The organism is Aliiroseovarius sp. PTFE2010, assembly GCF_049943335.1.
Lineage (GTDB): Bacteria > Pseudomonadota > Alphaproteobacteria > Rhodobacterales > Rhodobacteraceae > JBNFVY01.
Genome location: NZ_JBNFVY010000002.1, coordinates 408,784 through 419,120 on the forward strand (window position 1 = coordinate 408,784; position 10,337 = coordinate 419,120).

General features: G+C 58.7%; 21 protein-coding genes. 1 reads left to right on the plus strand and 20 read right to left on the minus strand.

Annotated features, from left to right (window positions below; genetic code table 11):
- Nucleotides 1-11: 11 nt before the first annotated feature.
- From rplR to rpmC, 9 genes are all read right to left on the minus strand, one after another.
- Nucleotides 12-371 (minus strand): 50S ribosomal protein L18, encoded by a 360-nt coding sequence (rplR, locus tag ACP2AV_RS05900; RefSeq protein WP_426371761.1) that lies wholly within the window; start codon nucleotides 369-371, stop codon nucleotides 12-14.
- 11 nt (nucleotides 372-382) lie between these two features.
- Nucleotides 383-916, minus strand: coding sequence for a 50S ribosomal protein L6 (gene rplF, locus ACP2AV_RS05905; RefSeq protein WP_426371762.1), 534 nt, complete (start codon nucleotides 914-916; stop codon nucleotides 383-385).
- 11 nt (nucleotides 917-927) lie between these two features.
- Nucleotides 928-1,320, minus strand: a complete 393-nt coding sequence (gene rpsH / locus ACP2AV_RS05910; protein ID WP_426371763.1) for a 30S ribosomal protein S8 — start codon at nucleotides 1,318-1,320, stop codon at nucleotides 928-930.
- Nucleotides 1,321-1,330: 10 nt separating this feature from the next.
- Complete coding sequence (gene rpsN / locus ACP2AV_RS05915) at nucleotides 1,331-1,636, minus strand: 30S ribosomal protein S14 (protein ID WP_426371764.1); 306 nt, start codon at nucleotides 1,634-1,636, stop codon at nucleotides 1,331-1,333.
- Between the two features lie 16 nt (nucleotides 1,637-1,652).
- Nucleotides 1,653-2,216: a 50S ribosomal protein L5 gene (gene rplE, locus ACP2AV_RS05920; protein WP_426371765.1), complete on the minus strand. Its 564-nt coding sequence runs from the start codon at nucleotides 2,214-2,216 to the stop codon at nucleotides 1,653-1,655.
- Nucleotides 2,216-2,521, minus strand: a complete 306-nt coding sequence (gene rplX, locus ACP2AV_RS05925; RefSeq protein ID WP_426371766.1) for a 50S ribosomal protein L24 — start codon at nucleotides 2,519-2,521, stop codon at nucleotides 2,216-2,218. Before rplX ends, rplE begins: the two co-directional genes overlap by 1 nt.
- The gene (rplN, locus tag ACP2AV_RS05930) at nucleotides 2,521-2,889 is read right to left on the minus strand and encodes a 50S ribosomal protein L14 (RefSeq protein ID WP_426371767.1); all 369 of its coding nucleotides are present in this window, start codon (nucleotides 2,887-2,889) and stop codon (nucleotides 2,521-2,523) included. Before rplN ends, rplX begins: the two co-directional genes overlap by 1 nt.
- A 72-nt stretch (nucleotides 2,890-2,961) precedes the next feature.
- On the minus strand, nucleotides 2,962-3,189 hold the full coding sequence (rpsQ, locus tag ACP2AV_RS05935) for a 30S ribosomal protein S17 (RefSeq protein ID WP_426371768.1): 228 nt from the start codon (nucleotides 3,187-3,189) through the stop codon (nucleotides 2,962-2,964).
- A gap of 11 nt (nucleotides 3,190-3,200) precedes the next feature.
- On the minus strand, nucleotides 3,201-3,401 hold the full coding sequence (gene rpmC, locus ACP2AV_RS05940) for a 50S ribosomal protein L29 (RefSeq protein ID WP_426371769.1): 201 nt from the start codon (nucleotides 3,399-3,401) through the stop codon (nucleotides 3,201-3,203).
- A 205-nt stretch (nucleotides 3,402-3,606) separates the two neighbouring features.
- Between rpmC and ACP2AV_RS05945 the strand changes: the two genes are divergently transcribed.
- The gene (locus tag ACP2AV_RS05945) at nucleotides 3,607-4,227 is read left to right on the plus strand and encodes a TIGR02466 family protein (protein WP_426371770.1); all 621 of its coding nucleotides are present in this window, start codon (nucleotides 3,607-3,609) and stop codon (nucleotides 4,225-4,227) included.
- Between the two features lie 144 nt (nucleotides 4,228-4,371).
- Here the strand turns inward: ACP2AV_RS05945 and ACP2AV_RS05950 are convergent, their stop codons facing one another.
- From ACP2AV_RS05950 to ACP2AV_RS06000, 11 genes are all read right to left on the minus strand, one after another.
- Nucleotides 4,372-4,581: a hypothetical protein gene (locus ACP2AV_RS05950; RefSeq protein WP_426371771.1), complete on the minus strand. Its 210-nt coding sequence runs from the start codon at nucleotides 4,579-4,581 to the stop codon at nucleotides 4,372-4,374.
- 494 nt (nucleotides 4,582-5,075) lie between these two features.
- Nucleotides 5,076-5,489, minus strand: coding sequence for a 50S ribosomal protein L16 (gene rplP, locus ACP2AV_RS05955; protein WP_426371772.1), 414 nt, complete (start codon nucleotides 5,487-5,489; stop codon nucleotides 5,076-5,078).
- A gap of 13 nt (nucleotides 5,490-5,502) precedes the next feature.
- Nucleotides 5,503-6,210, minus strand: a complete 708-nt coding sequence (gene rpsC, locus ACP2AV_RS05960; protein WP_426371773.1) for a 30S ribosomal protein S3 — start codon at nucleotides 6,208-6,210, stop codon at nucleotides 5,503-5,505.
- Nucleotides 6,210-6,590, minus strand: a complete 381-nt coding sequence (gene rplV, locus ACP2AV_RS05965; protein ID WP_426371774.1) for a 50S ribosomal protein L22 — start codon at nucleotides 6,588-6,590, stop codon at nucleotides 6,210-6,212. Before rplV ends, rpsC begins: the two co-directional genes overlap by 1 nt.
- A gap of 3 nt (nucleotides 6,591-6,593) precedes the next feature.
- A complete protein-coding gene (gene rpsS / locus ACP2AV_RS05970) occupies nucleotides 6,594-6,872 on the minus strand; it encodes a 30S ribosomal protein S19 (protein ID WP_426371775.1) in 279 nt (92 codons plus the stop codon).
- A 3-nt stretch (nucleotides 6,873-6,875) separates the two neighbouring features.
- Nucleotides 6,876-7,718: a 50S ribosomal protein L2 gene (gene rplB, locus ACP2AV_RS05975; protein WP_426371776.1), complete on the minus strand. Its 843-nt coding sequence runs from the start codon at nucleotides 7,716-7,718 to the stop codon at nucleotides 6,876-6,878.
- Nucleotides 7,719-8,022: 304 nt separating this feature from the next.
- On the minus strand, nucleotides 8,023-8,319 hold the full coding sequence (locus ACP2AV_RS05980; protein ID WP_426371777.1) for a 50S ribosomal protein L23: 297 nt from the start codon (nucleotides 8,317-8,319) through the stop codon (nucleotides 8,023-8,025).
- Nucleotides 8,316-8,936 (minus strand): 50S ribosomal protein L4, encoded by a 621-nt coding sequence (gene rplD, locus ACP2AV_RS05985; RefSeq protein WP_426371778.1) that lies wholly within the window; start codon nucleotides 8,934-8,936, stop codon nucleotides 8,316-8,318. Before rplD ends, ACP2AV_RS05980 begins: the two co-directional genes overlap by 4 nt.
- On the minus strand, nucleotides 8,933-9,802 hold the full coding sequence (gene rplC, locus ACP2AV_RS05990) for a 50S ribosomal protein L3 (protein ID WP_426371779.1): 870 nt from the start codon (nucleotides 9,800-9,802) through the stop codon (nucleotides 8,933-8,935). Before rplC ends, rplD begins: the two co-directional genes overlap by 4 nt.
- A gap of 13 nt (nucleotides 9,803-9,815) precedes the next feature.
- Nucleotides 9,816-10,124: a 30S ribosomal protein S10 gene (gene rpsJ / locus ACP2AV_RS05995; RefSeq protein WP_108261210.1), complete on the minus strand. Its 309-nt coding sequence runs from the start codon at nucleotides 10,122-10,124 to the stop codon at nucleotides 9,816-9,818.
- 124 nt (nucleotides 10,125-10,248) lie between these two features.
- Nucleotides 10,249-10,337, minus strand: an 89-nt coding sequence (locus ACP2AV_RS06000) for a hypothetical protein (protein WP_215942303.1), incomplete at its 5' end; no start/stop codon positions are given.

The window sequence follows — 10,337 nt, forward strand, 5'->3', positions numbered from 1 at the left end:
ATATCGTCTCCTTAGAACTTCAGGCCGCCTTCACGCGCAGCGTCGGCCAGAGCCTTCACCTTGCCGTGAAAGAGGAAGCCACCACGATCGAAGTACACGTCTTCGACACCGGCCTTTTTCGCGCGCTCTGCAATCGCGACACCCACCTTGGTGGCGGCCTCGATGTTGTTCTTGCCGACAACGCCCAGATCCTTTTCCAAAGAAGAGGCACTGGCCAGGGTCTTGCCCTGCACGTCGTCGATCAGCTGAACGCTGATGTTCTTGTTGCTGCGGTGAACCGACAGACGGGCTTTGCCGACGTTGACTTTCCGCTGTTTGTTCCGAACGCGCAGGCGGCGCTTCAAGAACAGGTCTCGTTTGCTGTTTGCCATTTTCGCGTTCCTTACTTTTTCTTGCCTTCCTTGCGGAAGATATACTCGTCCTTGTACTTGATCCCCTTGCCTTTGTAGGGCTCGGGAGCACGCCAGGCGCGGATATTTGCCGCAACCTGACCGACGAGCTGCTGGTCAGCACCTTCCACAATGATCTCGGTCTGCTTCGGTGCCGTGACGGTAACGCCTTCGGGGGCTTCGAAGTTAACCTCGTGCGAGTAACCCAGCGACAGCTTCAGGGTGTTGCCCTGCATCTGCGCACGGTACCCAACGCCGTTGATTTCAAGCTCTTTCTTGAAACCGTCGGTGACGCCCTGGACCAGGTTCGACACCATGGTGCGGCTCATGCCCCACTGCTGACGGGCGCGCTTGGACTTGCCGCGCGGCGTCACGGTGATCGCATTGTCACCCTGGGCGATGGTCACATCGTCCGTTGCGGTGAAGCTGCGGGTGCCCTTCGGGCCCTTTACTTCAATGGTCTGGCCCGAGACCGTGGCGGTGACACCACTGGGCAGCTCGACCGGTTTCTTGCCAATTCGAGACATAACAGACCTCCTTAGAACACGGTGCAGAGCACTTCGCCGCCAACATTCTGGCTGCGTGCTGCTGCATCGGACATGACGCCTTTCGGCGTGGAGACAATCGACACACCCAGGCCCTGACGGACGGCTGGGATGTCCTTGGCGCCCAGGTAAACGCGACGGCCCGGCTTGGAAACGCGGGTCAGTTCACGAATGACGGGGGTGCCATCGAAGTATTTCAAGCTGATTTCGAGGGTCGGGTGACCCGCTGCATCAGTGCCTTTTTCGTAGCCGCGGATATAGCCTTCGTCCGCCAGCACGTCCAGAACCCAGGCACGCAGCTTCGAAGCCGGCGTGGAAACGGTGGACTTGCCGCGCATCTGGTTGTTGCGGATACGGGTGAGCATGTCGCCGATAGGATCGTTCATCTCTGTCTCCTTACCAGCTCGATTTCACAAGACCGGGGATCTGGCCGTTCGAGCCAAGCTCGCGCAGCATGATCCGCGACACCTTCATCTTACGGTAGTAAGCGTGCGGGCGTCCGGTCAGTTGGCAACGGTTGTGCAGGCGCGTGGGCGAGCTGTTCCGCGGCAGTTCAGCCAGCTTCAGGGTGGCGCGGAAACGCTCTTCCATCGGCTTGGATTCGTCGTTGATGATCTCTTTGAGAGCAGCGCGTTTGGCAGCGTATTTTTCCACCAGCTTCTGGCGCTTTTTCTCGCGTTCGATCATGGATTTCTTAGCCATGAGTTCGTTCTCCCGATCAGCTGTTGAAGGGCATGTTGAAATGCTTCAACAGCGCCTTGGCTTCCGCGTCGGTTGCCGCGGTGGTGGCGATGACAATGTCCAGACCCCAGACCTCGTCGACTTTGTCGAAGTCGATCTCGGGGAAGACGATGTGCTCTTTCATGCCCATGGCATAGTTGCCACGGCCATCGAACGATTTGCCGGACACGCCGCGGAAGTCACGAACGCGAGGCAGGGCAACGGTGATGAGACGATCGAGGAATTCGTACATCCGGTCACCGCGCAGCGTCACTTTTGCGCCAAGCGGCATTTCTTCGCGGACACGGAAACCAGCGATCGACTTCTTGGCCTTGGTGACCAGGGCTTTCTGGCCGGCGATCTTGCTCAGGTCTTCCTGGGCCGACTTGGCCTTTTTGGAATCCTTCACCGCCTCGGCACCGCAGCCGATGTTCAGCACGATCTTGTCCAGACGCGGGATCTGCATGTCGTTCTTGTAGCCGAACTCTTCTTTCATAGCGGCACGAATGCTGTCAGCGAACTGGGCCTTCAGGCGCGGGGTGTAATTTGCAGCGTCGAGCATCAGATTACGTCTCCCGTGGTCTTGGCAAAACGCACCTTCTTGTCGCCATCCATGCGGAAGCCGACGCGGGTTGCTTTGCCATTCTTGTCAACGATGGCCAGGTTCGACAGATCGATCGGCACCGCAGTTGGAACGCGGCCGCCCTGGCTGGTCTGGCTCTGACGCTGGTGACGGATGGCGATATTCACGCCATCGACGATGGCCTTGCCCTTGGACGGCAGCATCTGGGTGATTTCACCCTGCTTGCCCTTGTCCTTGCCGGCCAGCACGACGACCTTGTCGCCCTTACGGAGTTTCGCAGCCATTACAGCACCTCCGGAGCGAGCGAGATGATCTTCATGAAGTTCTTCGCGCGCAGCTCACGAACCACCGGCCCAAAGATACGGGTGCCGACAGGTTCGTTGTTGTTATTGAGGATGACAGCGGCATTGCGATCAAAACGGATCGCGGTACCGTCTTCACGGCGGACTTCCTTGGCGGTGCGTACGACGACGGCCTTGCGGACATCACCCTTTTTCACACGACCGCGCGGGATGGCTTCCTTGACGGACACCACGATGACGTCGCCGACCGAAGCATAACGCCGCTTCGAGCCACCCAGGACCTTGATGCACTGAACTTTCCGAGCACCGGAATTGTCAGCAACATCCAGATTGGTCTGCATCTGGATCATTTGGTTTCTCCCGACCTTTGGGGGGGCTTGCAGCAGCCCTTGACCCCAGGGTTTCGATTAAGTTGGGATCGCTTACGCGATGACTTCCCAACGCTTGGTTTTCGACTTCGGCGCACATTCCTGGATACGGACGGAATCGCCGACGTTGAACTGGTTGCTTTCATCGTGAGCCCGGTACTTCTTGGACTTACGAATGGTTTTCTTCAGAACGGGGTGCTTGAAGCGACGCTCGACCGACACGGTCACGGTCTGTTCGTTCTGGTTGCTCGTCACGGTGCCTTGCAGAATACGTTTGGGCATATCGGTCGTCCTTATTCCGCTGCCGTGCGGGCTTTTTCGTTCAAGATGGTCTTCACACGGGCCGTGTCACGACGGACCTGGCGCATGCGTGCGGTGTTTTCCAGCTGGTTGGTCGCCTGCTGGAAGCGCAGGTTGAACGATTCTTTTTTCAGATTTGCCAGCTCATCTTTCAGCTGGTCCGGCGTTTTTTCACGCAGGTCGTTGGCGTCCATTTCGCCTGTCCTTTTCCTTGCACCAGAAGGCCCCGTGCGGGTGACCTTTGCCCTGGTGGGTTATGTCAAAACACACGAATCCCGGTGACCCGGGAATCGCGCGATGCCGCTACATAGGTGACCTGCCCCCACAGGGCAAGGATTGTTTGGCTTTTTCTGCGCGCTGGCGTAGGCAAAGGCCAAATCCCGTTACGGAGCCGCCCCCATGTCGCAGATCGAAAGCCTTTTTGCCACCCGCCTGTATCGTGCCCGTCTGGGCGGGCAAGGACCCGCCGTGGACATCGATGAACTTGAGGCGTCCTGCTATGCGATCGCCGAGGATGACGAAGCGGGCCAGCAGTGGTGCGAAGCGAACGGGTATCCGGGTTACACCTCTTATGCGTCGCTGTCCGACCTGCCCTGGCGCTTTCCGATCTTTGCCGACATCGTGACGGCGCTGGATGGCCATGTCGCCGCTTTTGCGCAGGATCTGCAGTTCGATCTGGATGGCCGCCAACTGGAACTCGAGGACCTGTGGATAAACATCCTGCCCGAGGGCGGATCGCACGGTTCGCACATCCATCCCCATTCGGTGATCTCTGGCACGACCTATGTGGCGATGCCAGACGGGGCGTCGGCCCTGAAACTGGAAGATCCGCGCCACGCGATGATGATGGCCGCCCCGCCGCGCATGAAAGACGCCCGGCGCGAATTGCAGCCGTTCATCTATATCGCCCCCGAACCGGGCGACGTGATGCTGTGGGAAAGCTGGCTGCGGCACGAGGTCCCGGCGAACATGTCGGAATACGACCGGATTTCGGTGTCTTTCAATTACAAATGGGCCTGAGCCCCCGGTCTGACACCACACGTGCACGGCAGTTTTTTGCGGAGAAAAAGCTATGAGAGCGGGGACGGGTTGGGGCTACACCAACTCACCTAGCTGCGCGGAGGTTGAAAAACATTCTTCAACTTAAGTACTGACAACCCGAGGCTATTCCCAAGGCAATTTTCCCATCGGATCTTGAAAAAACTCGAGCAGTGTCACCTCTTCGCCGTTGAACCGAACTTCTTTCGTTTGGGCAAACTTTTCAAACTTGAACCTGAAGTTGGTCTTCTCGTCTTCTGAACCTTGAAAATCACCGTTGGACAACAACGTAGCCGCGATTTTCAGGCTATACATCCGTAGCAGCGGTGGGTCCATGTGCGAACGATTGAGCGATAAATCCGTAGCAGCGGTGGGTCCATGTGCGAACGATTGAGCGATAAATCCAAGAGTGGCGGGCTTTCAAGACACATATCCATTACGTGCTCACACGTAGCTTGGGTTATCTTGCGCACGTTTGGTTTCTTCGTACCTTTAGTTTGCTTTGAGAATTGCCACAAAAGATCAAAGTAACTGAGGCTTTCGAAGAACCTTTGAGCATCGAGCAACGGCACTTCGACCAAGTCCGCGAGATAGAATGCGTTCTCATTAAGAAATTTTCTCTTACCGAATCCGAACATCGCTATTCCAACATATGCAAAATACAACAATCGCAATTTTACCATTCCGCCTTGGAAAAGCAAAATCCAGCAGACCTAGAAAACCCCCGCCGATTGCTCGACGGGGGTCTCATTTTCTAACGGGGTGCGGCCCGGACGGTTTCTGCGAAACCGCTTACACCGCAGTCTGGATGATTTTCGCGAAAGCGAAAATCACCAGTCTTCGCGCTGCACCGTGCGGGTTTTCAGCGGCAGTTTCATCGCCGCGAGGCGCAGGGCTTCGCGTGCAACGTCTTCGCTGACACCGTCGATTTCGAACATCACGCGGCCGGGTTTCACCTTGGCGGCCCAATAGTCCACCGAGCCTTTACCCTTACCCATACGCACTTCGGTCGGCTTCGACGTCACGGGCGTATCGGGAAAGATACGGATCCAGACGCGGCCCTGACGTTTCATGTGACGCGTCATGGCACGACGTGCCGCTTCGATCTGACGGGCGGTGACACGTTCCGGTGTCACAGCTTTCAGGCCGAAGGAACCGAAGTTCAGATCGGTGCCGCCTTTTGCCTGACCGGAAATCCGGCCTTTGTGCATCTTGCGGAATTTTGTGCGCTTTGGCTGAAGCATATCTCAGTTCTCCTTAGCGACGGCCGCCGGCGCCACGGGGCGCGGGACCTTGCTGAAGCTCTTCGGCGCGACGGTCACGAGCCTGCGGGTCGTGTTCCATGATCTCGCCTTTGAAGATCCAGACCTTGATGCCGATGATGCCGTAGGGCGTCGAGGCTTCTGCGTGGGCGTAATCGATGTCGGCGCGCAGCGTGTGCAGCGGCACCCGGCCTTCGCGATACCATTCGGTCCGCGCGATTTCCGCGCCGCCCAGACGGCCAGCAACATTCACCCGGATCCCCAGAGAACCCATGCGCATTGCGTTCTGAACCGAACGCTTCATGGCACGGCGGAAGGACACACGACGTTCCAGCTGCTGCGCGATGCTTTCAGCCACCAGGGCGGCGTCCAGCTCGGGTTTGCGCACTTCAACAATGTTCAGGTGCAGTTCGCTGTCGGTCATCTTGGCCAGCTTTTTGCGCAGGGTTTCGATGTCTGCGCCTTTCTTGCCGATGATGACGCCGGGGCGGGCGGTGTGGATCGTGACGCGGCACTTCTTGTGCGGACGCTCGATGATCACACGGCTGATGCCGGCCTGTTTGCATTCTTCCTTGATGAACTCACGGATTTTCACGTCTTCCAGCAGAAGGTCGCCAAAATCTTTCGAATCCGCATACCAGCGGCTGTCCCAGGTACGGTTGACCTGCAGGCGCATGCCGATCGGATTAATCTTCTGACCCATTAGGCTTGCTCCTCGATCTGACGCACCTTGATGGTGATTTCGGCGAAGGGCTTGAGGATCTTGCCGAACCGGCCACGGGCCCGCGGGCGACCGCGTTTCATGGTCAGGTTCTTTCCGACCCAAGCCTCGGCGACAATCAGTTCATCGACGTCCAGGTTATGGTTGTTTTCTGCGTTGGCAATCGCGGACTGAAGGCATTTCTTCACGTCCTGCGCAATCCGCTTGTTCGAAAAGGTCAGGTCCGTCAGGGCCTTGTCCACCTTCTTACCACGGATCATCTGTGCAACCAGATTAAGTTTCTGCGGGCTGGTACGGAGCATGCGCGTCTTGGCGATTGCTTCGTTTTCAGCCACGCGGCGGGGGTTTGATTCCTTGCCCATGACTTACTTCCGTTTCGCTTTTTTGTCGGCGGCGTGACCATAGTAGGTCCGGGTCGGCGAATATTCACCGAACTTCTGGCCGATCATTTCTTCCGTCACGTTGACGGGGATGTGCTTGCGGCCGTTGTAAACGCCAAACGTCAGACCCACGAATTGGGGCAGGATCGTCGAGCGACGCGACCAGATCTTGATGACTTCATTGCGGCCGCTTTCGCGTACCTTTTCAGCCTTCTTGAGGACGTAAGCGTCAACAAAAGGCCCTTTCCATACAGAACGTGCCATGTGTTAGCGGCCCTTCTTCTTGGCGTGACGCGAGCGGATGATCAGCTTCGACGACGCCTTGTTCTTGTTGCGCGTCTTGGCGCCCTTGGTGGGTTTGCCCCAAGGCGAAACGGGGTGACGACCACCCGAGGTCCGCCCTTCACCACCACCATGGGGGTGATCGACGGGGTTCATCACGACACCACGCACGGACGGGCGAATGCCCTTGTGGCGGTTGCGGCCGGCTTTACCGATGTTCTGGTTGCTGTTGTCGGGGTTCGACACAGCGCCAACGGTGGCCATGCATTCCTGACGAACCATACGCAGTTCGCCCGAACTCAGGCGGATCTGTGCGTAGCCACCGTCACGACCGACGAACTGGGCATAGGTGCCTGCGGCGCGGGCGATCTGGCCACCTTTGCCGGGCTTGAGTTCGACGTTGTGAACAATGGTCCCGATCGGCATGCCCGAGAAACGCATGGCGTTGCCCGGTTTTACGTCGGTCTTTTCGCCGGCAACGATGGTGTCACCCACGGCCAGACGCTGCGGGGCCAGCACATAGGCTTGCTCGCCGTCTTCATATTTGACCAGCGCGATGAATGCGGTCCGGTTCGGGTCATATTCGATACGCTCGACCGTGGCGGATACGTCGAATTTGTTCCGTTTGAAATCCACGATGCGATAGAGACGCTTTGCCCCACCGCCGCGGCGGCGTTGCGTGATCCGTCCGGTGTTGTTCCGTCCACCCTTCTTGCTCAAACCCTCGGTGAGGGCTTTGACTGGGCGGCCTTTCCAAAGCTCCGAACGGTCAATCAGAACCAGCCCACGCTGGCCAGGCGTCGTCGGTTTGTACGACTTGAGTGCCATGCTTTCTGTCTTCCGTTTGCTTCAGACCTTGCGGCCTGGGTTGTCGTAAGGGCCCCGTAGGTCCCACTTCACAATGCACATGGCCCCGGAACGAATCCGGGGCCACGCGATGGGCGGGGTATAGTGCGTGTTCGGGGGCGAGTCTAGTCAAGATACGCAGGAAAACCATGCGCGGCCCACGGCCCGGCAACAGGGCCAGAATTGGGGCAAGAATTGGGGCCAAAATTCTGGGTCGAACAGACCGCAATAAAAAAGGGCCCCCCGCCGGACGGCGAGGGGCCATATCGTTAGCCTTGCGCTACGATCACAGACCGGTGGTCACGTCGATCGTGTTGCCCTCTTCCAGGGTCACATAGGCCTTTTTCACGTCTTTCCGCTTGCCCAACTGGCCACGGAAGCGCTTGGTTTTGCCCTTGGTGATGGTCGTGTTGACCGCCTTCACCTTGACACCAAACAGACCTTCCACCGCTTCCTTGATCTGCGGTTTGTTCGCGTCGATCGCCACTTCGAAAACAACCGCGCCAGCTTCGGACGCCATGGTCGATTTTTCGGTGATGATCGGCTTGCGGATCACGTCGTAATGTTCTGCCTTCGCGCTCATTTCAGTCGAGCCTCCAGAGCTTCGATTCCCGCCTTGGTGATCACCAGGGTGTCACGCTTGAGGATATCGTACACGTTTGCACCGATCGAGGGCAGCACATCCACGCCCGCCACGTTGGCAGCCGCACGCTTGAAGTTCGCGTCAACGTCAGCGCCATCGATGACCAGAACACGCTTCCAGCCCTGTTCCTTGACGGCCTTGGCCAGCGACGCGGTCTTGGCGTCGGCCAGTTTGGCTTCGTCCAGGATGACCAGGTTACCCGTTGCAGCCTTCGACGACAGCGCGTGCTTCAGGCCCAGCTTGCGGAATTTCTTCGGCAAATCGTGGCCATGGCTACGCGGGGTCGGGCCTTTGTAGATCCCGCCCTTGCGGAAGATCGGCGCGTTACGGTCACCGTGGCGTGCGCCGCCGGTGCCCTTTTGGCGATAGATCTTCTTGGTCGAGTAGCTGGTTTCCGAGCGGGTCTTGACCTTGTGGGTGCCCTGCTGCGCGTTGTTGCGCTGCCAGCGAACCACACGGTGCAGGATATCCGCACGCGGCTCCAGGCCGAAGATCTCGTCGCCGAGATCGACCGACCCGGCCTTGCCGCCGTCGAGTTTGATCACGTCGAGTTTCATTCTTCGCCTTCCTTCTTCTCGGGCGCGGCATCGTCTTCGGCCTTATCGGCTTCGATCGATGCTTCGGCCTCTTTCAGAGCGGCCTCTTCCGCGGCAGCCTGCTCGGCAGCTGCGGCTTCTTCGGCGGCCTTGGCTTCGGCTTCAGCGGCGGCAGCAGCTTCTTCAGCGGCAGCAGCGGCTTCTTCGGCAGCGGATTTCAGGGCCGCCGGCAGGATCGCGTTCTCGGGGAACGGTTTCTTGACAGCGTCCTTGATCGTGACCCAGCCACCTTTCGAACCCGGAACGGCGCCTTTGACCATGATCAGGCCACGGCCCGCATCGGTCTTGACGACCTGCAGGTTCTGGGTGGTGACACGGGCGGCGCCCATGTGACCGGCCATTTTCTTGCCCTTGAAGACACGACCAGGGTCCTGACACTGACCGGTCGAACCGTGCGAACGGTGGCTGATCGACACACCGTGCGTCGCGCGCAGACCCCCGAAGTTGTGCCGCTTCATGGCACCGGCAAAACCTTTACCGATCGAGGTGCCCGAAACATCCACGAACTGACCTTCGAAGTAGTGGTCCGCCGTGATTTCTTCGCCCACGTTGATCAGGTTTTCCGGGTCCACGCGGAACTCGGCGATCTTGCGTTTCGGGGCAACGTTGGCAGCCGAATAGTGGCCGCGCATCGCCTTGGAAACGCGTTTCGCCTTGGCCGCGCCAGCACCCAGCTGAACAGCCGAATAGCCGTCTTTGTCAGCGGTACGCTGTGCCACGACCTGCAGGCCGTCCAGCTGCAGAACCGTTACCGGGATCTGCTTGCCATCTTCTTGGAAGATCCGCGTCATGCCGACCTTCTTTGCGATTACACCAGAGCGCAACATTCCGTAGCCCTCCTTAAACCTTGATCTCGACATCCACGCCGGCGGCGAGGTCGAGCTTCATCAGCGCGTCTACCGTCTGCGGGGTCGGATCAACGATGTCCAAAAGACGCTTGTGCGTCCGGATTTCAAACTGGTCGCGCGACTTCTTGTCGACGTGCGGACCACGAAGAACCGTGAACTTTTCGATCTTGTTGGGCAGCGGGATCGGGCCACGGACCTGCGCGCCAGTGCGCTTGGCCGTGTTCACGATTTCCTGCGTGCTGGCGTCCAGCACACGGTAATCGAAGGCCTTCAGCCGGATGCGAATGTTTTGCGATTGCATTGTTCTGCCTTTCGCGGCGTTTCAGGTTGAGAGGTCGAGGACGCACCATGCGCCCCCCACGTCGAACCCGGAATGTGAAGCGGGGCGGCGTACCGCCCCGCAAATTCAGACGATCAGACCCGGCTTACTCGATGATTTTCGAGACGACGCCGGAGCCTACGGTGCGGCCGCCTTCGCGGATGGCGAAGCGCAGGCCGTCTTCCATGGCGATCG

What these genes read in the sequence shown, in the direction of transcription:
- rplF (WP_426371762.1), bottom strand. Translation starts at nt 916, where the DNA reads ATGTCTCGAATTGGCAAGAAACCGGTCGAGCTGCCCAGTGGTGTCACC.
- ACP2AV_RS05980 (WP_426371777.1), bottom strand. Translation starts at nt 8,319, where the DNA reads ATGAGCGCGAAGGCAGAACATTACGACGTGATCCGCAAGCCGATCATC.
- rplC (WP_426371779.1), bottom strand. Translation starts at nt 9,802, where the DNA reads ATGTTGCGCTCTGGTGTAATCGCAAAGAAGGTCGGCATGACGCGGATC.
- rplN (WP_426371767.1), bottom strand. Translation starts at nt 2,889, where the DNA reads ATGATCCAGATGCAGACCAATCTGGATGTTGCTGACAATTCCGGTGCT.
- rpmC (WP_426371769.1), bottom strand. Translation starts at nt 3,401, where the DNA reads ATGGACGCCAACGACCTGCGTGAAAAAACGCCGGACCAGCTGAAAGAT.
- rplR (WP_426371761.1), bottom strand. Translation starts at nt 371, where the DNA reads ATGGCAAACAGCAAACGAGACCTGTTCTTGAAGCGCCGCCTGCGCGTT.
- ACP2AV_RS05945 (WP_426371770.1), top strand. Translation starts at nt 3,607, where the DNA reads ATGTCGCAGATCGAAAGCCTTTTTGCCACCCGCCTGTATCGTGCCCGT.
- rpsS (WP_426371775.1), bottom strand. Translation starts at nt 6,872, where the DNA reads ATGGCACGTTCTGTATGGAAAGGGCCTTTTGTTGACGCTTACGTCCTC.
- rplP (WP_426371772.1), bottom strand. Translation starts at nt 5,489, where the DNA reads ATGCTTCAGCCAAAGCGCACAAAATTCCGCAAGATGCACAAAGGCCGG.
- rplB (WP_426371776.1), bottom strand. Translation starts at nt 7,718, where the DNA reads ATGGCACTCAAGTCGTACAAACCGACGACGCCTGGCCAGCGTGGGCTG.
- rpsH (WP_426371763.1), bottom strand. Translation starts at nt 1,320, where the DNA reads ATGAACGATCCTATCGGCGACATGCTCACCCGTATCCGCAACAACCAG.
- rpsN (WP_426371764.1), bottom strand. Translation starts at nt 1,636, where the DNA reads ATGGCTAAGAAATCCATGATCGAACGCGAGAAAAAGCGCCAGAAGCTG.
- rpsC (WP_426371773.1), bottom strand. Translation starts at nt 6,210, where the DNA reads ATGGGTCAGAAGATTAATCCGATCGGCATGCGCCTGCAGGTCAACCGT.
- rpsJ (WP_108261210.1), bottom strand. Translation starts at nt 10,124, where the DNA reads ATGCAATCGCAAAACATTCGCATCCGGCTGAAGGCCTTCGATTACCGT.
- rplX (WP_426371766.1), bottom strand. Translation starts at nt 2,521, where the DNA reads ATGGCTGCGAAACTCCGTAAGGGCGACAAGGTCGTCGTGCTGGCCGGC.
- rplV (WP_426371774.1), bottom strand. Translation starts at nt 6,590, where the DNA reads ATGGGCAAGGAATCAAACCCCCGCCGCGTGGCTGAAAACGAAGCAATC.
- rplE (WP_426371765.1), bottom strand. Translation starts at nt 2,216, where the DNA reads ATGCTCGACGCTGCAAATTACACCCCGCGCCTGAAGGCCCAGTTCGCT.
- rplD (WP_426371778.1), bottom strand. Translation starts at nt 8,936, where the DNA reads ATGAAACTCGACGTGATCAAACTCGACGGCGGCAAGGCCGGGTCGGTC.
- rpsQ (WP_426371768.1), bottom strand. Translation starts at nt 3,189, where the DNA reads ATGCCCAAACGTATTCTGCAAGGCACCGTGACGAGCAACCAGAACGAA.
- ACP2AV_RS05950 (WP_426371771.1), bottom strand. Translation starts at nt 4,581, where the DNA reads ATGGACCCACCGCTGCTACGGATGTATAGCCTGAAAATCGCGGCTACG.